Below are 26,258 nucleotides of genomic sequence, written 5' to 3' on the forward strand. Positions count from 1 at the left end.
TGGGTGGACCAGGGCTGGGCCACGACCGGATCGGGGGTGAGGAAGCGGCCGAGCTTGGGGTCGTAGATGCGGCCCTTCATGTTCACGAGGCCGAGCTCGTCGTCGTCCTCGTGTCCGGTGAAGCCGAGGTTGGTCAGCCAGGTGAAGGGCGCTGACGTGGTACCCGGGACCTGACGCCGGATGCCGAAGGCGCTGTAGCTGCGTCGCTCCTGCTCCACGCCCGCGTCATCGGTGACCACGTCGACCGAGCCGAGGGCGTCGGTGTGCAGGAAGCGGAGCTGCTCGGGTCCGGTGCTCCTCCGGGTGAGGATGGCGATCACCCGCTCCGAGGAGGAGATCTTGTAACGGTGCTCGACGCCGCCGCTCGGGGTGGCGGTCACCCGTTCGTACAGGTCGCCGACGTAGATCGTCTCCTTGGTGGGCGTGGTCTTGCGAATGCGCTGTCCCAGGCCGTCGTAGGCGAAGCTCACGTTGCCGCCCTGCGCGCGGACGATCGTCTTTGGCAGGTTGAACGCGGTGTAGGTGATGTCCGCGCCTGGGCGCTCGATCTGGTTCCCCACGGCGTCGTAGACGAAGCTGTCGTTGCCGGCAGTGAGGGCGGCGTGTGGCTGGCCTTGCGGGTCGTACGTGATCTCTCCGACCGTCGGGTGATGCAGCAGGTTTCCGCTATCCGAGTAGCGGTAAGGAGCGGTGCAGGTGGGGATCTGGATAAATTGCGCGCACGTCAGCCGATCGAGATCGTCATAGCGGAAGGACTCGGTCGCGCCTTGCCGGTTGTCGATGCGGCGTTCGAGGTTCTGGCGGTCGTCGTACAGGTAAGCGAGCTCCTGCAGCACGCCGCTACCGGCGTCGGTCCTGATGGTCGCGACGCGGTCTCTCTCGTCGTCGTAGGTGCGGGTGGTGGTGGCCACGCCGGAGCCCATGGATTCGATCTCGATGCGCCCCACCTGGTCGACCTGCTCCAGCAGCCAGAACAGGTTGCCTGTCGCGGGCTCGTGCACCGCGAGCAGATGGCCGTAGGCGTCGTACTCGTTCTGCACCGTGAAGCCGCCCAGGCCAGGCGTGCTGGGGTATGTGGTGGTCTTCAGGCGTCCGTAGGCGTCGTAGCCGAAGCCCGTCACGAACTGCTCGCTGCCGACCGTGAGCGTCGTCTGGTCCAGGCGACCGACGGTGTCGTACCGGTACGTGGTCTGGTGCCCGTCCGGGCTCTCGACCTCGGCGAGCTGGCCCTTTCCGTGGGCAGCCGTGTCCCAGCGGAACAGGGTCACGCCATCATCGTCCGTGCGGCGCACCACGCGGCCGAGCGGATCATGCTGCAACTCGATCTCTCGACCGAGCGCGTCGCGCGAGCCAGTCTGATCGCCGAAGCCATTGTAGGAGAAGATCGTCTCGCCGCGATCCGGATCGACGCTGCGGCGCACACGACCGTAAGCATCGCGTTCGGTCGTGGTTTTGTGGCCTTCGGGATCGGTGACGTCCCGCAGGCCACCGAAGGGACCGTAGGCGTAGGTCGTGGTCCCATCCGCATTGTCACGGATCTCCGCAGGCCTACCGAGAGCGTCGTTCCGGGTGATCGTGGTCACGTCACCGGGGCGGGTGACCGTGGTGCGGGAGCCCTCGTACGCGTAGGTCGTCTCCGCCCCCCAGGGCGTGATGTGACGGACCACGCGGCCCGTGCCGTCGTGGAAGTAGGTGTCACCGCTGGGCGGGGGGCCCGGTGGCGCGGGATCCGCGTGAGGGATGCTCTTCCAGGCGACGTTCTCGCCGAAGGCATCGAAGTGGATCTCCTCGAAGATGCGCGGCACGCTGGGCGTGGCGAGCTGGACGCCCTCCTTCCACCAGCGCACGGCGCGCCCCAGGCTGTCGTACTGGACCTTGTCCCTGCGGCGGCCTTGCTCGAAGGTGGTGAGCTCAAGGCTCCACTCGTCGTGCAGAGGTCCGCCACTCTGGACGCGGCTGAGCGTGTACGTGGTGTCGGTGCCATCCGACCGCATCTCACGCGTGAGCCGGCCGAAGCCGTCGCGGATGAAGCGGGTGAGGCGGCCCTCGGCGTCGAGGCGTCCCGTGAGCAGACCCATCTTGTCGACGTTGAACCGGGTCACGTGCTGCGCCGGGTTGCGCTCCACGGCAGGGAACAGACCCTCGGCGTCGTACCTCGTGCACCCTTCACGCACCGTGCCGTCCGCCACCCTCGCCCGCGTGGCCACGATGTTGCCGAAGGAGTCGCGCCAGTAAAGCAGCCTGATCCAGGTCTCCGGGTCGTCATCGGCGCTGCTGGCCACCTGTGCCAGCACGTCTCCCGTGACGGCATTGTGCCACCGAGCGGTTTTGCGGCACTGGGTCATGCTTCCGGCGGTGCTGCACTCCGTGAGGAGCCCGACCTTGCCAATGAGCCATCGCGCATCGTCGTTGGAGACCGTGCGGGTGATCGTCAGCTCCTCCGCTCCAGGCGTGGAGGTGAACTCCGAGAGCACGTTCCCGAAGGCGTCGTAGTCGGTGATTCCACGGCGCGTGAACCCCAGCGCGACCAGGTTTCCTGAGGGCTGGAGCGCGGCGGCTTCAAGGGTCAGGCCACCCGATGCGTTGTACTGATCCTGCGCGCGCTGCTCGGTGCTGAGGGCTGGGACGGTGTAAAAACTCCGCCCCCCGAACGTCGGAGCAGGGAGGCGGAGGACCGTCTTGTGGCGCAGCTCGAGCGCTCCATCGCCGGGGTTCCCGTCGAACGAGAGGCTGGGCGTGTAGCGCACCTCGTTGACGATCTGCCCCGCGAAAGGGAAGGCGTGCAGGCCGCCGTCGTAGGTGCGGTTGTCGTAGGTCTCGACGATGCCGGAGCCTTTGTCGAGATCGCGGACGATGCGCGTGCGGAAGCCGAGGAAGCCAAGACCAAGGCGGTGGTAACGGCCGTCGCGGTAGACGACCTGGAAATGGCGAGGCTCGGCCACGCCAGCGTCGAGCTGGTAACCGGTGACCACCTGCTTCGGACCCACCACGCAGCGGACCGGGTATTCGCAGGGCGCCGACGACGTCCTCCCTGCGAGGTAGCTCCTCGACTCGGCCGGGGGCGCGCTGGTGCTGGATGCCGTCGTCGCGTGGAGGTCGACGAGGCTCCCGTACTCGATGGCCACCCGTGGCCTGAAATCCGGGTCCGTCAGGTTGCGTGGTGCGAGCCCGTCCACGACGCCGACCAGCAGATCCTCGTTGTGGAGCGCGTTCTTGAAGGCGCGGATCTTGTCATTGATGACGAGGAGCAGGTCCTGGACGCCATCGCCGTCGAGGTCCGTGAGCCTGGGGCTGTGCGGATCCCAGAGGGTGGGAGCGGCGCCATCGAAGAGCACGACCTCCGTGGGGAGGTTCGGGTTGAACAGCGAGAACGTGCCATCCCCTCGGGAGCGAAGCACCGTCCAGGAAGGCAGGCCACTCGCGCCCCCCATGGGAATGAGCAGGTCCTGGCGACCATCGACGTCGATGTCGATCGGCACCGCCACGTTGATGTAGCGGTTGGGCTCCACGACGGACGAGGGCAGTCCAAGGGTGGAGGGGAAGCTCGCCACCGGGAGGCTGAAGCCCGCGCCGGTGTTCATGAAGGTATACGGTTGAGAGTCGGTGTAGCCCCCCGCCAGCGCATCGGGGAGGCCGTCGGCGTTCAGGTCAAGAAAGATGAGCCGCCCCTCGCTCGGCGCCGGCAGGTCGAGCTCCATGTGCGACCAGTCATTGCTCCCCGTGTAGCTGAGCGCCTCCAGGTCATTGAGCTGCGCGACATCATCGCTTGTCCGGAGGAGTTCGTGCACCACCAGCTCCACCTTGCCGTCGGCGTCGATGTCGACGGTGTACAGCTCGGTGTTGCACTCGAGTCTCGCCAGATCCGCGATGGTCTGTCCGGTGGTCGAAAATCCCTGCGGGGAGGGTCTCCAGCGGTGGAGGGTCCAGACGTACTCGTTCGTGCCTTCGTCCTTGCACTGAATGAGATCGCTCACGCCGTCACCGTCGACGTCGGCGAGGTGTGCGGACGCCGTCGGATGCACCAGCGACGCGAGCGGGGGAAGGTAGAATGGATGCGCCACTCCGGTGTTCACGCTGGTGAAGCCGCCACTCGGATTCGTGAGCAACACACGCCAGTTGGCGTCGATCGCATACGTGTCATGGACGAGGATGTCCATGAGCCCATCCTGGTTGTAATCGATGGGCGTCCCCAGCTCGGGCTGGATCGGAACCGACGCGCCAGGATGACCGAGCTGGTAGATCTGGCTCCTCGCACCGTAGAATGCTGGAGCGATTTCCTGGCTGACGTTGGGCGCGAAGAGCCAGTTGGTGATGATGTCCTCTGCTGTGGTTCCGGCACCATCCGCGTCGGTCATGAGGATGTCGTCGAGCCCGTCGCCCGTCATGTCCAAGGTCATCACGCTGCCGCCCGGTGAAAGCGGTGCGTCGAGGCCTGTGTTGAGCGGCGTGAAGCTCGGGCTGCCCTCGCTGTGCCAGAAGAAGCGCGTGGGCGGCTTGCACGTCCCACCCGCGCATTCTTCGATGCTCTCGAGCAGCGCCCTGCCGGTGGCCGCTCCTGTCGTGTAGGAGAAGCCGATGGAGCGAACCGGCGTCGGCGCCAGCATGGTGATGCTCTCCAGCCGTCGCTGGCGGTCGAACTTCATCCCGCGCGCGTATCTGGGAGGCTTGTTGAAGGTGTTCTCGTAACTGAAGACGATGGAGCGCGAGGGCGGCGCGTTCGGGTGCCCGGTGTAGTCGATCTTCTCCACCTCATGGGCGATGGTGTAGCCCTCGGTTCCGTGGACGTCGTTGAGGTAGCTGTAGTCGACAGTGTTGCCGTGACGGTCGCTGATGCGGTTGAGCAGCCAGGAGCGCACCACGCCACCGCGCGCGAGCACCTGGCTGTTCGTGGTGCGGCCGTACTCCATGATCAGGCCCGCCTTCGTGTAGGCGGTGAAGGAGCGCGGCCCCTTGTCCAGGGCCCAGCCGTCTTCTCTGCCGACGTCGGTGACGATCTTCGTGAAGGTGTCGGGCCGGGTCCGGTACTCGGCTGCGTAGAGGCCGGCATCTGGATCACCAGGATCCGTCAAGCCCACGAGGCGCACGCCGTCGAGGCAGAGAGGGTCCTCGACCGTGTCCTCCACGCCTTCGACCACGCCATCGAGCTCCATGTTCCGCGGGCATCGGGTGATCGCCGACAGCCCACCGATGGTGAAGCCCATACCCAGCGAGCCCTCCCCGGAGCCGCTGTTGTATTCGATGGAGAGTGTCGGCTGCACTCCGGCGCGACCCGGGGGAATGGGCAGCGGTATGGAGTAGTGGGCCTCGCCCGTCTTCGATGCCGAGAACGTGCCGGCCAGGGTGCCTGCCTCCGCCGTAGCCATCTCGATGTGTTCAGGGAAGAGGCTTTCGTCCACCTCGGGGCACGCCTCCGGGGGAAGCTCGATGGTGGGTTCATCCTCGAGTTTCTGCGCCGATTCGATGGAGGGCTGGTCCATCAAGCTGTCCGAGCAGCTCGCGGCGAGGAGGCACAGCAGGGTGAGGAAAGAGGGGACGCGCCAGAGGTTGGCTGCGGGTGGCGTGGCGGGCCGGCGGTGGCCGGGCGCGGAAGCCGACGTTAACGCACCATGAGACGAACGCGTTGCACGCGAGAGGGGCATGACTGGCTCCGGTGAATGGATTGACGTCTCCTCTACGCCATTGCCTGCTGGAATCGCAAGCGGCTTCAGAACACCGGCGTGAACACCCGCGGCGCGCGCTTCTTGCGCAGGCAGCGCGTCGACGCGCTCATGTAGCAGACCGTGAACGCCCTTCGCGGGCGGCCCGTCTGGCTCGGCGCCGAGCGGTGCCACAGGTGGTTGTGAATGAGCAGCACCTCGCCTGCGCGCGCCGGCATTGCCACCGCCCGCGCCTCGGCTTCCCGGCCCTGCACGTGCCCGGCCGGGATCACCCCGCCGAGCGGTGTCGCCAGCCCGTCCAGGTGGCTGCCCTCCACCACCTCCAGGCAACCGCCGCCCTCGGGGGCGTCGTCGAGCGCGGTCCAGATCTGGAGCACGGGCTCCCGGTCGAGGCCCCAGAAGCTGCCGCCGTCCTGGTGCCAGGGGAGCGGTGAGCCGCCCCAGGCTGGCTTGTTGAACAGCACGGCGCGGTAGATCACCACGTCGTCGGCGATCACGGCGCGCGCGACCTGCTCGAACAGCGGGTTCTGGAGCCACGCGAAGAAGAGCGGGTCCTTCTCCAGCTTCTCGATCTTCCGGTAGTCGAGGGTCGGGCCCTCGTAGCCCTTTCCGTAGGGCAGGTCCTCGTAGCGACCGCTCCCCGCTTCGCGCTGGAAGAACAGGCCGGGGTACACCACCCGGCCGAGCATCAGGTCTTCGGCGCGCGTGCGCAGGGCTGCGAGGCCCTCGTCGGACAGGGCCCGCCCGAGGCGCGCCACGCCACGCGCCTTGAAGTCAGCGAGGGCGCCCTGGAGATCCCTGGTTGCGTCGTCGACGAGCCACGCCTCACCGCGCATACGTCGCGTCGGTCCCGATGTGCTCGGCGTGGATGCCCTCGATGCGGCGCTCCACCTCGTGGGGGAGGTCGCGCTCGCAGGCGTCGACGGCGGCGTCGAGGTGCTCCACCGTGGCGGGGCCGAGGAGGATGGCGTCGACCACCTCGCGGCGCGCGAGCCAGGCGTAGGACAGCTCCAGCAGGCTCATGCCCGACTCCACGGCGACGGCGCGGTAGGCGGCCACCAGCTCCAGCATGCGCTCGGTCCAGTAGCGGCGCTGGTAGAGGCGGTTGCCGCCGAGGCGAGAGCCGGAGGGGGGGACGGGCTGGCCCTCGTAGCGGCCCGTGAGCAGGCCGCCCGCGAGCGGGTTGTAGACTGCGGTGGGCACGGGGTAGCGCTTCGCGAAGGCGGCGTACTCGACGTCGAGCTGACGGATGAGGAGGTTGTAGAGCACCTGGGAGGCCGCCGCGCGCGGGCGGCCCGCGGCGTCCTGGCGCTGGATCATCTCCAGGATCTGCCACGAGGCGAAGTTGCTCACGCCGTAGCTGCGGATCTTGCCCTGATCGAGGAGGGTGTTCAGCGCGTCCAGCGTCTCGTCCACCGGGGTCGTGGGGTCGGGCGCGTGCAGGTAGTAGAGGTCGACGTAGTCCACGCCGAGGCGGGAGAGGCTCTCGTCGGCGGCTTGCAGCACGTGGGCGGGCTTCAGGCCCTCGGCCTTGCCGCGGGAGCGGCGCAGACCCACCTTCGTCGCCAGGTGCACGCCCTCGCGGCGGCCCCGCAGGGTGCGGCCCAGGATGCGCTCGCTCTCCCCGTCGTTGTAGGCGTTCGCGGTGTCGAAGGCGACGAGGCCTCGATCCAGCGCGCGGTTCACGATCCGCTCGGCCTCGGCCTGCGTCGTCCTCCCCCCGAAATTCATGGCCCCCACGATGAGAAGCGGCGGCTCTCCCGGCTGCCGCCGCGCCACCCCCCTGCCTGTTCCTGGCACGTTCATGGCCGCCGAGTGTACACGGCGACCGCGCTGGATGCTCAGCGTTCTGGCCGGATCCGTGGTCGCAAGGGGATGACTTTGCCGCCTATCCGACCTCCCACCCGCACCGAGTCCCACGACACGCGCACCGGCAGCCGCTCTCCCGCCAGCTCGCGCACGAGCTGCCCGCGCAGCCGCGCAGGTGTCGACGCAGGGGGCGTCCGGATCGCGGTCTCGATCTCCTCCTCGCTCACCACGCGCCGCGCCATGCCCGCTTGCTCCAGGCGCGCGAAGTAGCCGCTCCCCAGCTCGTGGTAGCGCAGGTCCACCTTCTTCTGCACCGGGAACGGGGCGTCTCCGGCCGCAGCCTCGATGAGGTAGCGCTTGGTCACCCAGTCGAGCGCCCCCACGAGGCGCGTGGGATCGGCCTCCAGGGCGTCCAGCGCGTCGCCCCACAGGGTGAGGAGCTGGCGCGCCCCGAGCGACATGGCCGGTGCATTCCGCACGAACTCCCGCGCCTTCGCCAGGTACGCGCGCTGGATCGCGAGGGCGCTCATCGGACCCTGGCCCTCGATCGCCACCTCGGCCTTCAGGGTGGGGTCGGCGCAGATCGTCCGCAGCGCGGCGATGGGATCGGCGGGCCTCGGCGCGTCGTCCAGCGCCCCGGCCTCGGCCATGTCCAGCACCAGCGAGGTCACGCCCACCTTGAGGAACTCCGCGGCCTGGGCCACGTTCGCGTCGGAGAGGCCGAGCTGCATCCGCTGCCGCGCCCTGAAGAGCGCGAGGTAGGGGCGCAGCCGGAACCGCGCGGGCGCGAACACGTCCTTCATCAGGTTGCCGGTGTCGAAGAGGGGTCGGTTCGCCGAGCCCGTGCCTCCTCGGGTGAGCTGCTGGATGGCCGGGCCCTTCTCGCTCAGCCCGAACTTCCCGTCGGCCTCCAGCGACCCGGTCCCGGTGAGGATCGGCCGCGATACCAGGAAACCGAGCGCCACCCGCCGCTCTCGCCGGAAGGCGATGGCGCGGATGACGAGCGCGGAGAGCAGCATGCCGGGGGCGCTGATCACCTGGTCGAGCACGTGCCCCACCTTGTTGATCCACCGGTCGCGTGTGGGGTGATCGTCGGCGAGCAGCCTGTCGAGGAGGCTGTGACCGCGGAGCCGGGGGACCACGAGCCCCACCAGCAAGAGCACCACCATCGCCACCGTCAGCAGCGCCACCAGGAGCAGCGCGACGCTCCAGAGCAGCAGCGCCTGCACCACCACGAGCGGGGCTCCGAGCGTGAGCCCCGCCCGGTACACCCAGAGCCAGGCGCCGCGGGCCACCTCGACCTCGTAGTTCTCCTGCGCGCCGTAGATGTGGCCCTCGGCGTCGCGGCAGTTCTTGAGCAGGGCGAGCTCTCCCTCGAACCCCAGGTCGCGCAGCCGCCGCGAGGCGCCGGGGATGGCGCGCAGGAGCAGCGCCTCGATGGCCCGCTGGTGACACACGAGCTGCCCGGCGTCGTCGCACTCGGGCGTGGCCACCTCGACGAGGCCTCCGTCGCGCGCCTGCGGCAGCGCCTCGTAGCAGACCGACGCCCCGCTCTCGGTGAAGAAGCGCGCCTGCTCGACGCCGTGGCTGTCGCCCGGCTGGGTATGGACCAGCTCTCCGACGGCGCCCGAGAGCGCCTCGTAGATCATCCGGTTGCCAGGGTGGGGATACCGCTTCCTGAGCGCCACCAGGGGCGCCGGCAGCGTGTCCAGGTTCTCTCCAGCGTCTGCCGAGGAGAACCGGATGGCGAGCTCCGTCTCCAGCCCGAGGAGGCGGGGCATCGTCTGCGCGTTACTCGCCGCCTTCCGGCACGATGCTGTCTTGCAGGTAGCGCTCCGGCTCCTGCCGCGCGTCCTTCGCGATCTCGCGGAGCAAGGCGTCGTGCAACGCGGTGCGATCGCTCTCGAACGCCTCGCTCGACTCGATCTTCCTCAGGACCTGGATCTTCGCGGACTGCATGAACGAGGAAGCTATCAGAACCCTGCCCCCGAAAGTCGAGCCCCCTGGATCAAGAATGGAGCATGGAGTTGCTGGACCTCCGGATGCGCAAGGTTCCGGTCCCAGCGTCCGGAAAGGCGACCTCAACCCACGAGGGCGTAGGTGGGGCTCGTCCGTCCTGCGCCGCCGTGCAGGTCCCGGAGGCGCTCGAACCAGTCGACCAGCGGGTCGCCCGCTTCGAGCAGCGGGAGCGTCCCGATCGAGGCGACCCAGTGCAGCGCGCCGCCGACGATGTAGTCCGCGTACCCTGCCTGCTCGCCCGAGAGAAACGGCTGCTTCTTGAGCGTCATCCGCGCCGGCTGCAGGCTCGCGCGCGCCGCGTCGCGCTTCTTTTCGCGGCCCGCGCTCGCCTCCTCCAGGGTGTGACCGAACATCTTCTCGCGCTTCGCGCGGAAGTACGCGCGGTCCCGCTCCAGGGTGTGGTCGTGGAGATCGAGCACGTACATGGGGAGGAGGAGGGGAAACACGGCGGTGAACAGCCACGCTTCCGTGAAGCGACACAGCCCTCGTTCTCCAGGGGATCCGAAGAGCGGACGCTCCGGGTAGCGCGCCTCCAGGTCGTCCGCGATGGCCCAGGAGTCGTGCACCGTGCGCTCTCCGTCGTCCAGGATGGGCACCGTCGGGTAGGCGCCACCGTGCAGATCGCGGATGCCCGTGAACGGCACCGGGTTGGTCTGGAAGGGCAGCCCCTTGTGGGCGAGGGCCATCTTGATGCGCCAGCAGAACGGGCTCGGACGCCGGTCCTCCTGGAAGACGAGATCATGAAGAACGAGGCTCATGGGCCGCAGTTCACACCGACCGACCCCTCCGAGGCGAGGTGCAATGCCTGACGCGACGCAGCACCGCGCGCCAGGACGCCGGAACGTCTGGATCCAGCCCAGGACCTGATGAAATGACAGAATCCTGAAGCTCGCCCACCGCCCGGGCGCTAGCTTGCGCGGCCGTGTCGTCGAAGTCCGCCTACGAGTTCTCCGCGCTTGGCACCGACGTGGTTTCTCTGCCCCCGAGCGCGAAGGCCACCCCCGCGACGACGACCACCGCTGCGCCGCACAGCCCATCCCGGCCGGTGCGCGCCGAGAACATCACGCGGAGCCTGTTCCACGTGGCCTCCGGCCTGGTGGCCCTGGCCATGCTCCGGCTCCTCCCCGAGCGCACCTGGCTCGTCGCCGTGAGCGGTAGCCTCGCCACGTGGGCCTGGAGCATGGAGTTCGCCCGCCGCCGCAGCGCCACGGTGAACCGCGTGCTGATGCGCGTCTTCTCGCCCGTCGCGCACCCCCACGAGCGCCACCAGGTGAACTCCTCCACCTGGTATCTCACCGCCCTCGTCGGCCTCTCTCTCCTCGCCCCCACCCGCGCCGCGGAGGTCGGGGTGGTGGTGCTGGCGTTCGCCGATCCCGCCGCCGGCTTCATCGGCCGCCGCTTCGGCCGCACCCGCATCCGGGAGAGCCGCTCCCTGGAGGGCACGCTGGCCTTCGTGGTGGCCGGCGCGCTGGTCGCCCTCGCGACCCTCGCCATCTTCCACGCCGAGGCGCTCTCCCTGCCCGCGATGCTGCTGCTCGCCCTCGCTGGCGCCACCGCCGGCGCCATCGCCGAGCTGGTCTCCACCCGCCTCGACGACAACTTCACCATCCCCGTCTCGGTCGCCGCCGCCGTCTCCGCCGCCAGCCTTGTGCTGCCGGCGGTGTGAGCCGCGACAGGAGACGCTGGTTTCGGGTGATCTCGCGGCCGATGGAGGCGCGAGGGTCACGGTGTGGTCAGGTGGAGTCGGAAGGCTGCGGACGAAGGCACAGGGCGCAGCTTCAGGCAGCTTCATGGAAGGTTTGCGGGCAGGACATGCGCGAGCGTTCACGACGCGCGCATGGCGGCACTCCTCGTCGTGTTGACGTCTGGCGGGATGGCGGCGCGCATAGCATCATCGGCGCTGCTGCATCACGCTCGGGGCGGCAGCACGCTCCCCGCGTGACGCGGCGGTAGAAGCCGACCAAGTGACCCATTCTTCACGTTCAGCGACCACAGCGAGCGAGGGTGGGTCGCCTCGCGCGAGCGGCTCTTCCAGCTCGGCCGTGGTGTCGCTCCTCTCCACGCTGGGGCACGACCTCCGCACGCCGCTCAACTCGATCATCGGGTACAGCGAGCTGCTCCAGGAGGAGCTGCGCGACGCGGGCCACGAGGACTGGGTGGACGACCTGGAGCAGGTCCGCGCGAGCGGCAGGGTGCTCCTCGATCTCATCAACCGCCTCGTCGATCTCGCGAAGGTGGAGGTAGGTCGGATCGCGCTCGCGCCAGTGCCGCTGTCGTTCGCGGCGGTGACTGCCGAGGTGGCGGCGGCGGTCGCGCCAGCGCTCGCGGCGCGGGGGCAGCGGCTGGAGCTGTGGTGCCCTGCCGACGCGGGCAGCGCGGTGCTGGATCCGGCGCGGCTCGCGCAGTGCCTGTCGTGCATGGTGCAGAGCGTGGCGGAGCTGAGCGGGCCCGGGGTCGTGGATCTCCGGGTCACGCCGCCGGAAGGGAGCACGGGCGCGCGGTTCGCCATCCAGATGCTGGCCCAGCCCGAAGGGGCCGCGGAGCCGGGCAGCATCCCGTCCGTGCCGGCGCACCCGTCGGCACAGAGCGCGCAGAACGCGCCGAGCTGGTCGGGCGCGCGCCTCCACGCGGGGGCGCAAGTGGGGCTCTTGCTGGCGCGGGAGCTCTGCGAGCTGCTCGGCGGCGAGTTCCAGGTGCAGGCCGGGGCGACCATCGTCCTCCGGCTTCCAGGCTCTCCTCCCCGCGCGCTGCACGAGGAGGGTGCAGCGCCGGGGAGCGCGGTGATCGAGCCCGAACCTCCGCCCGTGGTCGCGACGGGTGGGTAGCCAGGGAGACTGCATGGCGCGGATTCTCATCGTCGATGACGACCCCTCCTTCGGGCAGATCATGAAGCGCAAGCTGGAGCGCGCCGGGTTCGAGGTGACGATGCGGGATGGGCCGTTCGGGACCATCGGGGAGCTGAAGCGCGGGGGGTACGACGCGCTCCTGCTCGACGTGCTCATGCCGGCGCTCGACGGGGGCACGCTGGTGCAGCTCATCCGGGGCACGGAGAGCATCCGCGCGGTGCGGGTCCTCCTGTGCAGCAGCATGGATGCCCTGGAGCTGAAGGGGCTCGCGGAGAAGCTGCACGTGGAGGGGTACATCCCCAAGTCGACGCCGCTCGACGAGATGGTGGCGACGGTGCGCGCAGTCCTCAACCAGCCGGCGGCGAGCTGAGACCCGTGCACTGGGAGTCCATGCCGCCCTCCGACGGGCCTTGCTCCAGCGAGCCCCGCCCGGGAGACCCACCGCCCGAGGGCGCGGCGCAGCGGCCGTACCGTATCCTGCTCGTCGAGGATCACCTGATGAGCGGGGACATCCTGGTGCGCCGCCTGCGGCGCCGGGGCTACCAGGTGCTGTGGGCACAGGACGGCGCGGAGGGGGTGGCGATGGCCGCGTCGCTCCAGCCCGACCTGGTGCTGATGGACCTGAACCTGCCGGTGCTCGACGGCATCGAGGCGATGGAGCGGCTCAAGGCGATGCCAGCGACGCAGGGCATCCCGGTGATCGCGTTGACGGCGCACGTGACGCCGGAGGCGCAGCGGCGCTGCCTTCAGGCAGGGGCAGAGGCGTGGGAGGGGAAGCCGGTGAACTTCGAGCGGCTACTCGCGCGGATCGTGTCGATCCAGGTCAGCCAGCGACCTTGCGCCACGACGGACGGGAGCTGATCCGCTCCCACCAGGCAGCGACGCCGGGCCGCGAGGTCACGAGGTCGCCGGCCCCGGCGGGGAAGAGGTAGCCCAGGTACGGCATACAGCTCACGTCGGCGAGGGAGAAGCTGTTCCCCGCGAGGAACTCCTGCTTCGAGAGCGTCTGCTCCATGATGTCGAGCGTGCGGACCGTCTCCTTGCGGCCCACCTCGACGATCGCCTCGTCGGTCTGCCCGCCGCGCATGGGGACGAACAGCTTCTGCGCCACGATCTTCATCGCCGGGGGCGAGAGGTACGAGGTCTCGACGCTGATCCACTGCTCCATGAGCGCGCGCTCCTTGGGGTCACTCGGGGTGAGCGAGGTGCCGGAGAGCTTCTGGTCGAGGTAGCGGATGATCGCGCGCGACTCGTAGAGGATGAAGCCGTCGTCGTCGAGCACGGGGATCACCCCGAACGGCTGGAGCTTCAGGAACTCGGGCTTCTTCTGCTCGCCCTTCATCAGGTCGACCAGGACCATCTCGGCTTCGTGGCCCTTCTCGGCGAGGACGGTCAGCACCTTGCGTGCGCAGGTGCTCATGGGGTGTCCGTAAATCTTCATGGGATCTCCTGTGGGTGGTGGACCCTGTGCGCGGATCCGGGGCGGAGGCGTAATCCGGAACGGGCGGCGGGGGAATCGGGTGTCTGTCGTGTCGCGATCCCAGGCTCCGGCCATATACTCGCCGCCCATGCGTGCCCTCGTGACGATCGCCGCGGTGCTGCTCCTCGGGTGTGGGAGCGAGGCAGCGCCGCCCCCCGAAGCCCCCAAGCCGCGCCCCTGGGAGCGGCTCGGGAGCCCGAGCGATGCCCTCCAGGGCGCGCGCGGGCTCCGGCCGTTCCGGGGGATCATCCACAGCCACTCGCCCTACTCGCACGACGCCTGCGACGGGGAGGGGCTCACCGCCGAGGGCAAGCCCAACCCGGGCTGCGCGGCCGACCTGCGGCGGGGGGTGTGCGAGGCGGGGGTGGACTTCGTGTTCCTCACCGATCACCCCGACCACATGGCGGAGCAGCCGTTCGAGGATCTGTTCTTCGTCGGCGCGGGGGACGAGCCGGTCCTGTCCGACGCGGGGACCATCGCAGGCAACCAGCTCGGGTGCGACGACGGGCGGCGGGTGCTGATCACGGTGGGCCACGAGAACGCGCTGATGTCGGCGGGGCTGGAGCGGCACGTGCCCGGTGACGTGGAGGCGCGGCAGGCGATCTACCGCGGCTCCGACGAGGCCTCCGCGCAGGCGATGCGCGACGTGGGGGGGCTGGTGCTCTTGCCCCACACCGAGTCGCACACGCCCGAGCAGGTCACCGCGGCGCCGGTGGACGCCATCGAGGTCTTCAACCTGCACGCCTCGATCGATCCCGACATCCGGGCGGAGTGGCTCGGGCTCGACTCATTCACCGCGGTCGCGGAGGTGCTGGCGTTCAACGCGGGCGGGGAGGAGGGGCCGGAGCCCGACCTGTCATTCCTCGCGTTCTTCGAGGAGCTGCCCCGGTACTTCACGCTGTGGGACGAGCAGCTCGTCACCCGGCGGCTGCCCGGGACCGCGGGGACCGACGTGCACCAGAACGTGCTGGCAGGGACGATGCGCGACGGGGAGCGCGGCGACAGCTTCCGGCGGCTGATGCGGTGGTTCTCGAACGACGTGCTGCTGCCCGTGGAGACGGCGGAGCCCGACCCTTGGCAGATCAAGGACGCGGTGCGGGCGGGGCGGAGCTACGTGGCGTTCGACATCCTCGGGGTGCCTCAGGGCTTCGACTTCCACGCGATGCGCGGCGGCGCGGCGGTGGAGATGGGCGGCGTGGTGCCGGCAGGGTCGTCGCTGCACGCCGTGGCGCCGACGCTGCTCGATCCGGATCCGGTGGCGGACGCGCCGGAGATCACCATGCGCCTCCTGCGGGTGACGGGGGCAGGGACGGAGGTGGTGGCAGAAGGCGCCACCATCGACGTGGCCTCCGCGGAGCCGGGGGCGCACCGTGTGGAGGTGCGCATCGTGCCGCGCCACCTGCGGCCATACCTGGGGACGACGCCCGAGAAGTACATCCGCAACGTGCCGTGGGTGCTCTCGAACCCGATCTACGTGGAGTAGCTGGGTCGGGAGAGCCCGGCCGAGAGTTCCGCGCGCTAGGGCCTCGATGGGAGGGGCGCCGCGCCGAGGTCACGCATCCACCGGCGGGAGCGGAGGCGGTGGGTCCAGAGGAGCATCTTCAAGAACTCCTCGACGAGGGTGCAGGCGAACACCGCCTCGATGGGCAGGCCGAGGGCGAAGGCCGCGCAGGCGAGGGGGAGGCCGAGGAGCCAGGTGCCGCCGGTGTTGAAGAGCAGCATGAAGCGGGTGTCGCCGCCGGCGCGCATCACGCCCAGGCAGGAGATCATGGTGGAGACCTGGATCCAGAGGGTCGCCGCGAACATGAAGAGCATGGTCCGGGCGCCTCCGAGGGCGGCGGGGCCGACGCCGGAGAAGGGGGCGAGGAGGAGGCCCGAGGCGAAGGCGATCACCACGCCTCCGAGGGCGGCGAAGGCGGGACCGACGATGGAGATGCGGACGGCGAGGTCGTAAGCGCGCGCCTCGTTGCCAGCGCCCAGCTCCTGGCCGAGAAGGATGCCGGCGGCGGAGCCGAGGCCGACGAAGACGTCGATGCAGACCCACTGGATGGGGGTGAGCACGCCGATGGCCGCGAGCGGTCCGGTGCCCATGCGGGCGTAGATGGCGACGTAGGCGAAGGTGCCGAGGGCCCAGAGCAGCTCGTTGAGGACGAGGGGCCAGGTGGGCGCGAGGAAGCGGGAGAGGGTGCCGTCGCGAAAGGGGAGGGCCGGGAGGGGGACGGCGCGCGGGGTGGTGCGCGGGCCGAGGTAGAGGGCGCCGACGAGGAGCGCGGCTTCGAGGAGGCGCGAGAGGAGGGCGGCGACGCCGGCGCCGTGCACGCCGAGCGCGGGGAGGCCCAGGCGGCCGAGGACGAGGCCGTAGCTGAGGAGGGTGCTCACGGCGGCGCCGATGCCCGCGGTGACGAGGGGCAAGCGCGGGCGGCCGAGGCTGCGCGCGGCGGCGGAGAAGACGAGGATCACGGCGAGGAGGGGGTACTGCAGGGCGAGGAGCGGGAGGTAGGCGCTGCCCGCTTCGATGACGCCGGGGTCGCTGGAGAGGAGGTGCAGCACCGCGCCCGGGGCAAGCGCGGCAGCGAGGGCGAGGGGCAGGGTGAAGGCGCTGGTGACGAGGAGGCCGGCGCCGAGCACGCGCGCGATGTCGTCACGGTCGCCGCGGGCGCTGTGGTTGCCGCGATCGCCGCGGTCGCTGCGCGCGCCGAGCTGGGCGCAGAACATGCTCACCCCGCCGGCGATGCCGCCCAGCACCAGGCTGGCGATGCCGCCCATCCTCCCCACCAGGGAGACCGCGCCGAGGGCGGCCTCGCCGAGGTGGCTGAGCAGGATGGCGTTCACCAGGTGGAAGAGCGACGAGGTGACCAGTTGCTGGATCGAGATCGGCGCGGCCAGCCCGACGAGGCGCCGCAGGAAATCGCGATCGGTGCAGCGGGCGCGCAGGGACATGGCTCAGCCTTCCGGGAACTGCGGGGCGTGGAAGACGTCCTGGAAGGCGCCGGCGTCCTTGAGGCGCTGGTAGCGCCACTCCCAGGGGGACTCGGCGAGCCGGAGGGGGCCGTTCCTGGCGTCGAAGCCGAGGCCGGCGTCCGCGAGGTAGTGGCTGTAGATCATGAGGCGGCGGGGCCGCCCGGAGACGTTGGGGCGCGAGCTGTGGACCAGCATCGCGTGCCAGAGGATCATCGAGCCCGCGGGGGCGAGCACGTCCTCGCCGCCGTGGAGGTCGAGCAGGTGAGGGAGGACCTGGCGGCCGAAGGGGGTGCGCTCGTGCTCGCGGTGGACGAGGTGACTGCCGGGCCAGACGCGCAAGGGGCCCGAGGCCTCGGTGCAGTCGTCGAGGCACACGGCGGTGGAGATGAGGCCCTTCGGGTAGCCCTGGTCCTTGTAGTAGGCCCAGTCGCTGTGGACGACGAAGCGGTCGTCCATGTCCTCCTCGCAGGGGAGGCCCTGGACGGGCGTGGGGAGCGGCTCCTTGTAGGTGATCTTCTCCTCCATCAGCGCGACCTCGCCGCCGAGCAGGTGCCGGAGCGGGTCGAGCAGGCGCGGGTCGTGGCTGAACTGGTGGAGCGGGAGCGAGAGGTCGATGATGGGCTGGATGCGCCGCACCACCTGGGGGCCGCCGGGGCGCTGGATGATGTTGAGGCGGCCGCTCTTGCGCTGGTTGGCGAGCGAGGAGTTGATGCACAGCTCCAGGATGCGGTCCGCCTCGTCGCGCATGCGGCGGACGTCGTCCGCGCCGAAGCGGCAGGGGAGGACCAGGTAGCCGTGGTCGTGGAAGGACTGCACCTCTGCGTCGGTCGGCTCGAAGCTCATGGTGACCTCCTCGTGGCGAGAGCGGGGGTTTCGGCGAGCGCTTCGGCGAGTGCGTCCCGGTAGAGGGCCTCGTAGCGGCGGGCCATCACCGCGGCGGAGTGCGCCTCGACGCGCGCGGCGGCGGCCTCGCGCAGGGGATCGAGCGCGGTGGGGTCGGCCTCGGCGCGCCGGGCGAGATCGATCATGGCCTGGGCGAGGGCAGCGGTGTCGCCTGGCGGGAAGAGGCGCCCGAAGCCGGAGGGCGTGTCCATCTCGACCATGACCTCGGCGAGGCCGCCGGTGCGGGAGGCGAGGGGGATGGCGCCCATGGCCATGGCTTCGAGCTGGATCAGGCCGAAGGGCTCGTAGCGTGAGGGGATCAGCACCACGTCGATGGCGCCGAGCAGCGCGCGCACCTCGGCAGGGTCGCAATGGCGGTGGATGAAGCGGATGCGGTCCGCGGGGCCGGTGGCGACGGCGGCCTCGACCTGCACCCGCACGGGCTCTTCGCCCTCGCCGACCACGAGCAGGTTGAAGGCGGCCTCGTTGCGGGCGCGCTGCCAGGCGTCGAGGAGGACGTCGAGGCCCTTCTGCTCGCCGTCGAGGCGGCCGATGAAGGCGAAGGTCGGGCGCGGGGGGAGCCCGAGGCGGTCGAGGAGGTGCTGCTTCCGGGCTGGCCTGCCCTGGGTGACGGTCTCGCCGTCCGGCGGGTGCCAGAAGGCGAGGTCGACGCCGTTCGGGATGACGCGGGTGGCGCGCGCGGCGTTGAAGAACCCCGGGTTGTCGGCGAGGTAGGCGTGGCTCACCGTGGTCACGTGGTCCGCGAGGTGGACCGCGCACAGCTCCGCGAACGCGGACGGGGGCTCGTCGTCGTGGAGCCGGTGGATGGTGAGGATGACCGGCTTGCCGAGCTGCCGGGCGGCGAGGATGCACTTGTAGCCGAACACGTCCTGGAGGTGGACGAGGTCGACGTCGAGGCGCGGGAGCAGCTCGGCGATGCGCTCGCCATAGTCGTCGAACTTCTTGATGCAGGCGTAGCTGGCTGGCTCGGGGTAGATCACGCCGTCGTCGAGGCGCTCGCTCGCGAGCAGCCAGATCTCGCAGCCGTCGTGGCGGAACACCTCGGCCTCGCAGTGAGGGCCGGTGACGCGGTCGGCGCGGGGCCAGGGTGGGGTGAGGCCAGAGCGCGGCAGGACGATGACCGGCTCGAAGGACTGCCGGTCGAGGGCGCCGCAGAGCGCGTCCATGGCGGTGGCGAGGCCGCCGTTGCGCAGGGGCCCGTACTCGAAGGAGAGCACGAGGACGCGCACGCGGTTCGAGGCGCGGGGGCTCACGAGGGCACCCCGAGGCCGGCGAGGTAGCCGCGGAGAGGCACGGCGGCGAAGTCGGGGACGACGAGGGCGGCGCCGGCGGCGACGAGCTCCTCGGCCGGGTGGGTGGAGAGGACGCCCACGGTGGCGATGCCAGCGCCGCGCGCGGAGCGGATGCCGGAGGGCGAGTCCTCGAAGGCGATGGCCTCGGCAGGGGCGAGGCGGAGCGTCTCCAGGGCGACGCGGTAAGGGGTGGGGTCGGGCTTGCCGATGGCCACCTCGTCGCCGAGGACGATGCTCGCGAAGGCGTCGGTGAGGCCGAGCGCGGCGAGCATGTGGGTGGCGTTGTCGCGCGGGGCGTTGGTGACCAGGCCGAGGTGGAGGCCGCGGGCGCGGGCGAGGTCGAGGAGCGCGCCGAGGCCAGGCAGGGGCGTGAGCGCGGTGGCGGCGGCGCGGAAGCGGGCTTCCTTGCGGGCGATGAGGGCCTGGGCCTCGGCGTCGGGGAGGGCGGGCAAGAAGCCGCGGACGATGGCGGGGTTCTGGCGGCCGCAGACGCGGGCCTGGTAGCCGGCCTCGTCGAGGGTGACGTCGTGCTCGAGGAGCGTCGCGCGCCACGCCTGGAAGTGCAGGGGGTCGGTGACGGCGAGGGTGCCGTCGAGGTCGAAGAGCAGGCCCCGGATCGGCATGGCGCTCATGACCAGCCCTCCGCGATCTCGGCCGCTGCTTCCTGCGCGAGGCGGGCGACGGCGGCGTCGAGCGCTTCTGGCGGGAGGTCCTCGACGCGCTCCAGGAAGCTGGCCTTGCCGATCGCGACGGGCAAGACGAGGTTCAAGGCGCTGCCGCGGTGGCGCGCGGCCTCGCGCAGGGCCTCGCGGCACAGCTCGGAGGTGAGGAGGCGGGAGGTGGTGGGCAGGCCGCTCTGGCGGAGGAGGCGCACCACGCGGTCACGCTCGGCGCCGGAGAGGACGCCGAGGGCCTCGGCGAGGGTGACGGTGAGGGCGAGGTCGATGGCGACAGCTTGGCCATGGTGCATGGTGAAGTCGCAGGCGGCTTCGAGCAGGGGGCTGAAGGTGTGGCCGAGGTCGACGAGGCGCTGGTAGGTCTGGTCCTCGTAAGGGTTGGTCTGCAGCTCTTCGAGCATGCGCTTCGCCGAGAGCCAGATCACCCGCTCGCCCTCGTGGGGCGGCTCGGCGAAGTTCGAGCGGAGGAGCGCTGAGTGGTGGGCCTCGACCAGCTCGAACAGCTCGCGGTCGCGGACCAGGGCCATCTTGACGATCTCGGCGAGCCCGTAGCGCAGGAAGGCCTGGGGGAGGGTGGCGAGGAAGGCGGGGTCGATGAGCACGGCCTCGGGTGGGTAGAAGCAGCCGAAGAAGCTTTTCTTGCCGGCGAAGTTGACGGCGCCCTTCACGCCGATGCCGGCGTCGATCTGGCCGATGAGGGTGGTGGGGACGCGGATGCAGGCCACGCCGCGGCGGATGGCGGAGGCAGCGACGGAGACCACGTCGGTGCACACGCCGCCGCCGAGGCCCACGAGCACGGCCTTGCGGTCGAGGCCGCGCTGCTGCGCTTCGTGGCAGAGCCGGGCGACGAGGCGGAGGGACTTGTGGTCCTCGCTGCACTCCAGGGTGACGACGTCGGTGTCCGGGGCGTGGCGCGCGAGGTAGCCCTGGAGGGCTTCGCCGTGGAGCCGCGCCACGCTGGGCGTGGTCACGACGAGCGCGCGCCTGCCGCCGATGCGCCGGGCGAGGGCGTCGTTGTCGGGGTCGAGCACGCGGTGGGCGATCTGCACGTCGTAGGATCGCTTCGACGTGCAGCGCATGGTGTGGATGTCGGTGAGCTGCTCCTGGGTGGTGTTCACGGTTCCTCCTGTTGCTGCGGTGTTGGGGGGGACGCGGGGCCTCCGGGCGGGGGGACCCGCACGTCGACCACCACGAGCCGGAGATCGTCCTCGCCGACGTTGACGAGGGAGTGCGTGCCGCCCGGGCGGTTGACCACCACGTGCCCCGGGCCGACCTCGAAGGCGTGGGCGTCGAGGGTCATGCGTCCGCGGCCGGCGAGGATGACGTAGACCTCCTCGTCGCCGTCGCCGTGGGTGTGCAGGCCGATGTCGGCGCCGCGGGGGACGATGACGAGGTCGATCCAGTTGGCCGCGCCGCTGCGCGCGTCCGCCACCCGGTGGAAGAGGATGGGGGCGCCGCCGTGGTGGGCGAGGGCGCGCTGGAAGCCCGGGTCGTCGAAGCTGAAGACACGGGGCCGGGTCATGTCGGCCTCGCGTGCGCCGCGTTCGCTGCGCGCGAGAGCGCCTCGGTGAGCGGTGCGACGGCTGGACCGGGGACGAGGGGGTCGGCCAGGAGCGCGGCCTCGATGCGGGCGCGGTCTGGCGCGAGCGCGGCGTCCAGGGCTGCGCGTTCCTGGGCGGCGAAGGCCTGCAGCCAGGGAGCGGCGCGCGCGGCGCGTGCGGGGTGTCCAAGAGGTGGCTCCGGGAGGGGGTCGAGGCGATCGGGCAGGACGCGGGCCTGCACCTCCCGGACGATGCCGTCCGCGGCCAGGAGGTCGACCACCTCGACGCGCCCGTCGGCTGCGTGGAGGGCCTCCAGGAAAGGCACCACGGCGAGCGGGTACCACTCCATCACCCGCCCGGAGAGGCTGGGAGGGGCGACGCCGGGGGCGCGCTGGATCTCGTCGAGGATGCGCCCGCGCAGCCAGGTGAGGTAGGCGGCGCGCCCGGTCTGCGTCGTCGGGGGCGCAGCCTGGGGCGTCGGGGGCGCGGCGTGGGTGGTCGGGGGCGCGGCGTGGGTGGTCGGGGGCGCGGCGTGCGTCGTGGCGTGCGTCGCGGCACCCGAGCGGAGCAGGCGGAAATACTTGAGGGGGAGTGCGCCGGTCGCTTCGATGTCGGCGGCGGTGATGCCGTCGAGGTCGCCCTGACCGAGCGCGCGGGCGAGATCCGCAAGGCGATCGCGGCCGCCGGCGCGCAGCTCGACCAGGAAGCCGCGGTGGTTCAGGCCGGTGTAGCGGAACGATGCCTGGGCAGGATCGACGCCGAGGCGGGCGCAGGCGTGGCGGAAGGTGGCCACGGGCAGCTCGCAGAGGCCCACAGCCCGCAGGCCGGCCCGCGCGAGGACGGCGGTGGCGATGCTGAGGGGGTTGGTGAGGTTGACGATCCAGGCCCCCGGGCAGGTGCGCCGGGCGGTGTCGGCGAGCGCAATGAGCGCGGGTGTGGCTTGGATGGCGGCCAGCAGCGCGGCTGGGCCCAGGGTCTCGTCCGCAGGGAGGCCGTGGGCCTGCGCCAGCCGCTCTCCCTCGGCGCGCCCCTCCAGGCCTCCGTAACGGACCTGGTGAACCACGAGGTCTGCGTCTTCGAGGGCCTCGACGAGCGCCGTGGTGCTCCGGGCCGTCCAGCCGAGGGGGCCGAGACGGGCTTCGCCGTGGAGGCGCATCGCGTCCAGCGCGCCGGTGTCGCGGCCATGCAGCCAGAGCGCGGCGGGAGGGACGCGGGCGCTGCGGAGGGCCTCGACGAGGCCGGCTGTGAAGGGGGAGCTGCCGCCGAGCACGGTGATCTTCGCGGCCATCACGGAACCTCCTGCTGGGCCTGCGGCGCGGTGGATGCGGCTGGCGTGGTGGATGCGGTGGATGAACCGGCCGCCATGGCGAGCGCGTAGCGGCCGGCGCCGAGGAGGCCGATGGGCTCGTGGGCGTCGCCGAGCGTGACGCGGGCATCCCAGTCTTCGGGGGGGCCCCAGGTGCATGCCGCGGCAGCGCGCGCCACCTCGGCGCGGTAGCGTTCGCCGAGCGCGAGGGCGAAGCCACCCACCAGGACGAAGCGCTCGGTGCCCACGCCGAGGTGGATCGCGGCGAGGGCCTGGCCGAGCGGCTGCGCGGCTGCACACACGACGTCGTGCGCCCAGGGGTCGCCGCCGCGAAAGGCTTCGGCGAGCGCAGGGTTGTCGAGCGCGTCGGGATCGCCGCCGGAGCGCTCCCCGAGCGGTGAGCGCCCGAAGGCGCCCGGATCTCTGCGGGCATGGTGCGCTGCGGCGCGGAGCACGCCGCGCCCGGAGGCGATTGCGGCGAGGTGACCGCGGCCTCCGCAATCGCACAGGGGGGCCTCCGGCGAGAGATCGACGCGCCAGTGTCCGATCTCGCCGCCTCGCCCGGAGGGCCCGAGCGCGGGTCGCCCGGCAATGAAGACCTTGTGCCCGATGCCCGAGCTGACCGTGAGCACGCACAGACTCCCCGCGTCCCCGGCGCCCTCGTCGAGGTAGCGGTAGCCGGCGGCAGTGACGTCGTTGACGACGAAGATCCGGGCCCCTGGCCAGGTGCGCTCCAGGGCCGCGCGGACAGCGAAAGGGCCCTGGTCGAGGTGGCCCCAGATGGTGGGGCAGCCGTGCACGTCGCCCTGGTCGTCGACGGGACCTGGCAGCGCAGCGGAGACGAGCGCGGGGTGGCACTCGCCGAGGAGCGCGCGGCCCATGGCCTCCATCTCCTCCAGAAGCCGCGCACGGAGCTCCTCGGCGCGGAGGCCTGGGAGCGTCCACAGGCTCGGGGTAGCGCGGGTGAGTTCCGCGACGATGCCGCCCGTGGTCGGGTCATGGAGGCCCGCGCGGAGGTTCGTTCCCCCCACGTCGAAGACGAGAGTGCAGCCCTGAACGCTCATGCAATGACCCCCGGTGCGCGAATACACCGTGCATTGGTGCTCGCGCCCCGCATGGCGCTGAAGCGCAGATAGCGCTGAAGCGCGCGTGAATGTCGTGCGCGGCACGCAACGGTGGTCGCGCGGCCTTGCCCGGCAAGGAGCCCCGGGCTCCCGGACGCGGTCACTCTAGGTCGACGATCGCGACGTCACCAGGTGATTTCAATGAAAGCGCGGACAGGGAGTGTCACTGCTGAATGCACGTGTCAACCATTGGATACCGTTGCCATTGGCACGCAATCGATTCTCGCCAATTCGACGGAGGCTGGTCGGACAGTGTCACCGCCGCATGCACGCGTGAACGCACGGGTACCGTTGCTATGGCACGAGAACCATTCTCATGAATTCGACGGGGCACATCACGGCGTGCACGCGTGACCGGCGGGGACACCGTGGCTATGGCGTGTGATTCGGGGACACCCCTGCGGCGTGGCGTAAGCGGGACCCAGGCGGGACCCAGGCGGGAGTGTCAACGCAGGGTTCACGCGGGTCGAGGGGGTCGTGACAGGCGGGGAGGTGCGCAGGGGCCGGATGGCCCCTGGTCCAGCGTGGAGGCAGGTCAGTCGTTCTTGGTGCCGAAGATGGCGTGGCGCAGGAAGCCGAGCTGGCTCTTGGCGAGTTCCTTGGCGAGGTCGAGCTTGTCCACCTCGCGGGCGGAGGTGCGGTCGAGCAGCTCGCCGCTCTCGAAGAGCTCGCGGGTCCTGGCGCGCTGAAGCTTGCCGCTCGACGTCTTGGGGAGGACGCCCGGGGCGAGGGCAACCACGTCGTCGACCGTGAGGCCGAGGGCCTGCTGCACGGCCTTGCGGACCTCGGCCTGGAGGGCCTGCTTCTCGGCGGGCTGGCTGACGGTGGTCTCGAAGGCGATCACCACCCGCTCGCGGTCGTTGTGGGGCTTCATGGTGCCGAAGGCGATGACGTTGCCCTTGCGCACGCCCTGGACCGCGCCGGCCTCCCATTCGAGGTCCTGGGGGTAGTAGTTGCGGCCGTTGACGATGATCACTTCCTTGGAGCGGCCGCAGATGTGGACGAAGCCGTCGGCGAGGTAGCCGAGGTCTCCGGTCCGGAGCCAGCCGCCAGCGAAGGCCTGCTTCGTGATCTCGGGCTCGTTGTAGTAGCCGGGGGTCACGCTCGGGCCGCGCAGGCGCAGCTCGCCCACGTCGCGGTCGGCGAGGGGGCGCGCGCTCTCCTCGTCGTCGGGGGCAAAGACGCCGATCTGGTGGCCCTCGAACGCCTGGCCGCACTGGACGATGGGCACGGCGCCCTCGCTCTCGGCGCCCTCGTCGTCGGCTCGCACCGGCACGGCCTTGCCCTCGGCCCAGAGGGCGTCGCCCTTGACGGTGTCGGTGACGACGCCGGTATTGATCTTGCTGAACGAGATGGCGAGGGTGCTCTCGGCCATGCCGTAGCAGCACACGAAGGCCTTCTCGTCGAAGCCGACGCGCGCGAACTTGTCGGCGAAGGCGCGGAGGTTCTCGGCGCGGATGGGCTCGGCGCCGCAGCCGGCGATGCGCCAGTGCGACAGGTCGAGGCCCTCCATCTCCTGCTCGCGGATGCGCTTGACGCAGAGGGCGTACGCGAAGTTCGGGCCGAAGGAGATGCTGCCCTTGTAGCGGCTCAGGGTCTCCAGCCAGCGCGCGGGGCGCTTGAGGAAGAGGAGCGGGGGCAGGAAGGTGATGGTGTTGACGTGGTAGAGCGGGGCGATGACGAAGCCGATGAGCCCCATGTCGTGGTAGAGCGGCAGCCACGAGACGCCGCTGTCCACGCTGTCGCGCGCGGCGAGGCCGAGCTGCATGATGGCGCGCACGTTCGCGGCGAGGTTCTCGTGGGTGAGGATGACGCCCTTGGGGCGCGAGGTGGAGCCGCTCGTGAACTGGAGGAAGCAGGGATCTGACAGCTCCGCCTTCACCGGGCGGAGGTCCTCGCGGGCGCTGCGGAGGGGCTCGATGGCGACCACCTGTTCGAGCTGCGGAGCCTTGGCCTGGATGGTGCCGAGCATGCGCTTGATCTCGCCGCTGGTGACCAGCACCTTGGCCCCGCTCTTCTCGACGATGTGGAGGGTGTTCTCCAGGTAGCCGGCGAGCTTGCCGAGGCCCGTGGGCGGGTAGATGGGCACGGGGACGATGCCGGCGCGGATGGCGCCGAGGAACGCGAAGACGAAGTCGGCGTTGTCCGGGAGGATGAGGGCGACGCGGTCACCCTTCTTGAGGCCCAGGGCCTGCAAGGCGCCGCCGTAACGGGCGCTGGAGCGCTCGATGCCGGCGTGGGTGAAGAAGGGCTCCACCTCGGTCGACTCTTCGAGGAAGCGGAAGCCGGTCTGGGTGCTGACCGCGGCGTCCTCGAGGGCCTGCGCGACAGTGCGCGGCTTCCAGTCGGCGCTCATGCTTCGAGCCTCCCGTCCTTCTCCAGGCGGCTCGTGATGGCCTTGGCCACGTCGCCCACCGTCTCCACCTCGCCGAGCATGCTGTCGGGGATGGTCAGCTTGAACTTGTCCTCGAGGTCCGCGAGGACCTCCATCACCCCGAGCGAGTCGATGCTCAGGTCACCCACGAGGTGGCTGCTGTCGGTGATCTCCACGTCCACCTGGGCGTGACCCTTGAGCACTTCGATGAGGTCGGCGTTTACTTTGTTCCGTGTCCACATCATGACGCGCCTCTACCGCAACTCGGC

Annotated in this window: 22 protein-coding genes; 5 read left to right on the forward strand and 17 right to left on the reverse strand. The window is 70.6% G+C overall.

The features are described 5' to 3' along the window. The 6 genes from CAP_RS38120 to CAP_RS38140 all read right to left on the reverse strand — a co-directional run. On the reverse strand, positions 1–5,477 hold a 5,477-nt coding region (locus tag CAP_RS38120), incomplete at its 3' end, for an FG-GAP-like repeat-containing protein (RefSeq protein ID WP_052376710.1). 227 nt (positions 5,478–5,704) lie between these two features. Beyond that, positions 5,705–6,493, reverse strand: coding sequence for a phytanoyl-CoA dioxygenase family protein (locus CAP_RS38125; protein WP_081865697.1), 789 nt, complete (start codon positions 6,491–6,493; stop codon positions 5,705–5,707). After that, positions 6,483–7,463: an aldo/keto reductase gene (locus CAP_RS38130; RefSeq protein ID WP_044250108.1), complete on the reverse strand. Its 981-nt coding sequence runs from the start codon at positions 7,461–7,463 to the stop codon at positions 6,483–6,485. Before CAP_RS38130 ends, CAP_RS38125 begins: the two co-directional genes overlap by 11 nt. 35 nt (positions 7,464–7,498) lie before the next feature. Next, positions 7,499–9,247, reverse strand: a complete 1,749-nt coding sequence (locus CAP_RS38135) for a proteasome accessory factor PafA2 family protein (protein WP_044250109.1) — start codon at positions 9,245–9,247, stop codon at positions 7,499–7,501. A gap of 10 nt (positions 9,248–9,257) precedes the next feature. After that, positions 9,258–9,425, reverse strand: coding sequence for a hypothetical protein (locus CAP_RS51440; RefSeq protein ID WP_156041511.1), 168 nt, complete (start codon positions 9,423–9,425; stop codon positions 9,258–9,260). 122 nt (positions 9,426–9,547) lie between these two features. After that, positions 9,548–10,243, reverse strand: a complete 696-nt coding sequence (locus tag CAP_RS38140) for a glutathione S-transferase family protein (protein WP_044250110.1) — start codon at positions 10,241–10,243, stop codon at positions 9,548–9,550. 164 nt (positions 10,244–10,407) lie between these two features. Here CAP_RS38140 and CAP_RS38145 point away from each other — a divergent pair, with 164 nt between their 5' ends. The 4 genes from CAP_RS38145 (at position 10,408) to CAP_RS38160 (ending at position 13,192) form a co-directional block, all read left to right on the forward strand. Then, on the forward strand, positions 10,408–11,151 hold the full coding sequence (locus CAP_RS38145) for a diacylglycerol/polyprenol kinase family protein (RefSeq protein ID WP_052376711.1): 744 nt from the start codon (positions 10,408–10,410) through the stop codon (positions 11,149–11,151). Between the two features lie 379 nt (positions 11,152–11,530). Next, positions 11,531–12,310 (forward strand): sensor histidine kinase, encoded by a 780-nt coding sequence (locus tag CAP_RS38150; protein ID WP_197041534.1) that lies wholly within the window; start codon positions 11,531–11,533, stop codon positions 12,308–12,310. 13 nt (positions 12,311–12,323) lie between these two features. Then, on the forward strand, positions 12,324–12,701 hold the full coding sequence (locus tag CAP_RS38155; RefSeq protein WP_044250112.1) for a response regulator transcription factor: 378 nt from the start codon (positions 12,324–12,326) through the stop codon (positions 12,699–12,701). 5 nt (positions 12,702–12,706) lie between these two features. After that, positions 12,707–13,192 (forward strand): response regulator, encoded by a 486-nt coding sequence (locus tag CAP_RS38160; protein WP_197041535.1) that lies wholly within the window; start codon positions 12,707–12,709, stop codon positions 13,190–13,192. Here CAP_RS38160 and CAP_RS38165 read toward each other — a convergent pair. Then, positions 13,155–13,772 carry a glutathione S-transferase family protein gene (locus tag CAP_RS38165; RefSeq protein ID WP_044250113.1) on the reverse strand — a complete coding sequence of 206 codons (618 nt, stop codon included), beginning with the start codon at positions 13,770–13,772 and terminating at the stop codon, positions 13,155–13,157. The genes CAP_RS38160 and CAP_RS38165 overlap by 38 nt on opposite strands. Positions 13,773–13,899: 127 nt before the next feature. Between CAP_RS38165 and CAP_RS38170 the strand changes: the two genes are divergently transcribed. Further along, the gene (locus CAP_RS38170; protein WP_044250114.1) at positions 13,900–15,294 is read left to right on the forward strand and encodes a CehA/McbA family metallohydrolase domain-containing protein; all 1,395 of its coding nucleotides are present in this window, start codon (positions 13,900–13,902) and stop codon (positions 15,292–15,294) included. A 35-nt stretch (positions 15,295–15,329) separates the two neighbouring features. Here the strand turns inward: CAP_RS38170 and CAP_RS38175 are convergent, their stop codons facing one another. The 10 genes from CAP_RS38175 to CAP_RS38220 form a co-directional block, all read right to left on the reverse strand. Next, complete coding sequence (locus tag CAP_RS38175; protein ID WP_044250116.1) at positions 15,330–16,751, reverse strand: MATE family efflux transporter; 1,422 nt, start codon at positions 16,749–16,751, stop codon at positions 15,330–15,332. A 3-nt stretch (positions 16,752–16,754) separates the two neighbouring features. Continuing rightward, positions 16,755–17,615, reverse strand: coding sequence for a phytanoyl-CoA dioxygenase family protein (locus tag CAP_RS38180; RefSeq protein WP_044250117.1), 861 nt, complete (start codon positions 17,613–17,615; stop codon positions 16,755–16,757). Further along, the gene (locus CAP_RS38185) at positions 17,612–18,928 is read right to left on the reverse strand and encodes a glycosyltransferase (protein WP_044250118.1); all 1,317 of its coding nucleotides are present in this window, start codon (positions 18,926–18,928) and stop codon (positions 17,612–17,614) included. The genes CAP_RS38180 and CAP_RS38185 overlap by 4 nt, the downstream gene beginning before the upstream one ends. Beyond that, positions 18,925–19,599, reverse strand: a complete 675-nt coding sequence (locus tag CAP_RS38190) for an HAD family hydrolase (protein ID WP_197041536.1) — start codon at positions 19,597–19,599, stop codon at positions 18,925–18,927. The genes CAP_RS38185 and CAP_RS38190 overlap by 4 nt, the downstream gene beginning before the upstream one ends. Continuing rightward, the gene (locus CAP_RS38195; protein WP_044250119.1) at positions 19,596–20,762 is read right to left on the reverse strand and encodes a sedoheptulose 7-phosphate cyclase; all 1,167 of its coding nucleotides are present in this window, start codon (positions 20,760–20,762) and stop codon (positions 19,596–19,598) included. The genes CAP_RS38190 and CAP_RS38195 overlap by 4 nt, the downstream gene beginning before the upstream one ends. Beyond that, a complete protein-coding gene (locus CAP_RS38200) occupies positions 20,759–21,166 on the reverse strand; it encodes a cupin domain-containing protein (RefSeq protein WP_052376712.1) in 408 nt (135 codons plus the stop codon). Before CAP_RS38200 ends, CAP_RS38195 begins: the two co-directional genes overlap by 4 nt. Beyond that, the gene (locus tag CAP_RS38205; RefSeq protein ID WP_052376713.1) at positions 21,163–22,473 is read right to left on the reverse strand and encodes a family 4 glycosyl hydrolase; all 1,311 of its coding nucleotides are present in this window, start codon (positions 22,471–22,473) and stop codon (positions 21,163–21,165) included. Before CAP_RS38205 ends, CAP_RS38200 begins: the two co-directional genes overlap by 4 nt. Beyond that, positions 22,473–23,555, reverse strand: a complete 1,083-nt coding sequence (locus tag CAP_RS38210) for an ROK family protein (RefSeq protein WP_052376714.1) — start codon at positions 23,553–23,555, stop codon at positions 22,473–22,475. The genes CAP_RS38205 and CAP_RS38210 overlap by 1 nt, the downstream gene beginning before the upstream one ends. Positions 23,556–24,150: 595 nt before the next feature. Further along, the gene (locus CAP_RS38215) at positions 24,151–25,971 is read right to left on the reverse strand and encodes a fatty acyl-AMP ligase (RefSeq protein WP_044250121.1); all 1,821 of its coding nucleotides are present in this window, start codon (positions 25,969–25,971) and stop codon (positions 24,151–24,153) included. After that, positions 25,968–26,234, reverse strand: a complete 267-nt coding sequence (locus CAP_RS38220; RefSeq protein WP_044250122.1) for an acyl carrier protein — start codon at positions 26,232–26,234, stop codon at positions 25,968–25,970. Before CAP_RS38220 ends, CAP_RS38215 begins: the two co-directional genes overlap by 4 nt. Between the last annotated feature and the right edge of the window lie 24 nt (positions 26,235–26,258).

Source organism: Chondromyces apiculatus DSM 436, assembly GCF_000601485.1.
Classification (GTDB): domain Bacteria; phylum Myxococcota_A; class Polyangia; order Polyangiales; family Polyangiaceae; genus Chondromyces; species Chondromyces apiculatus.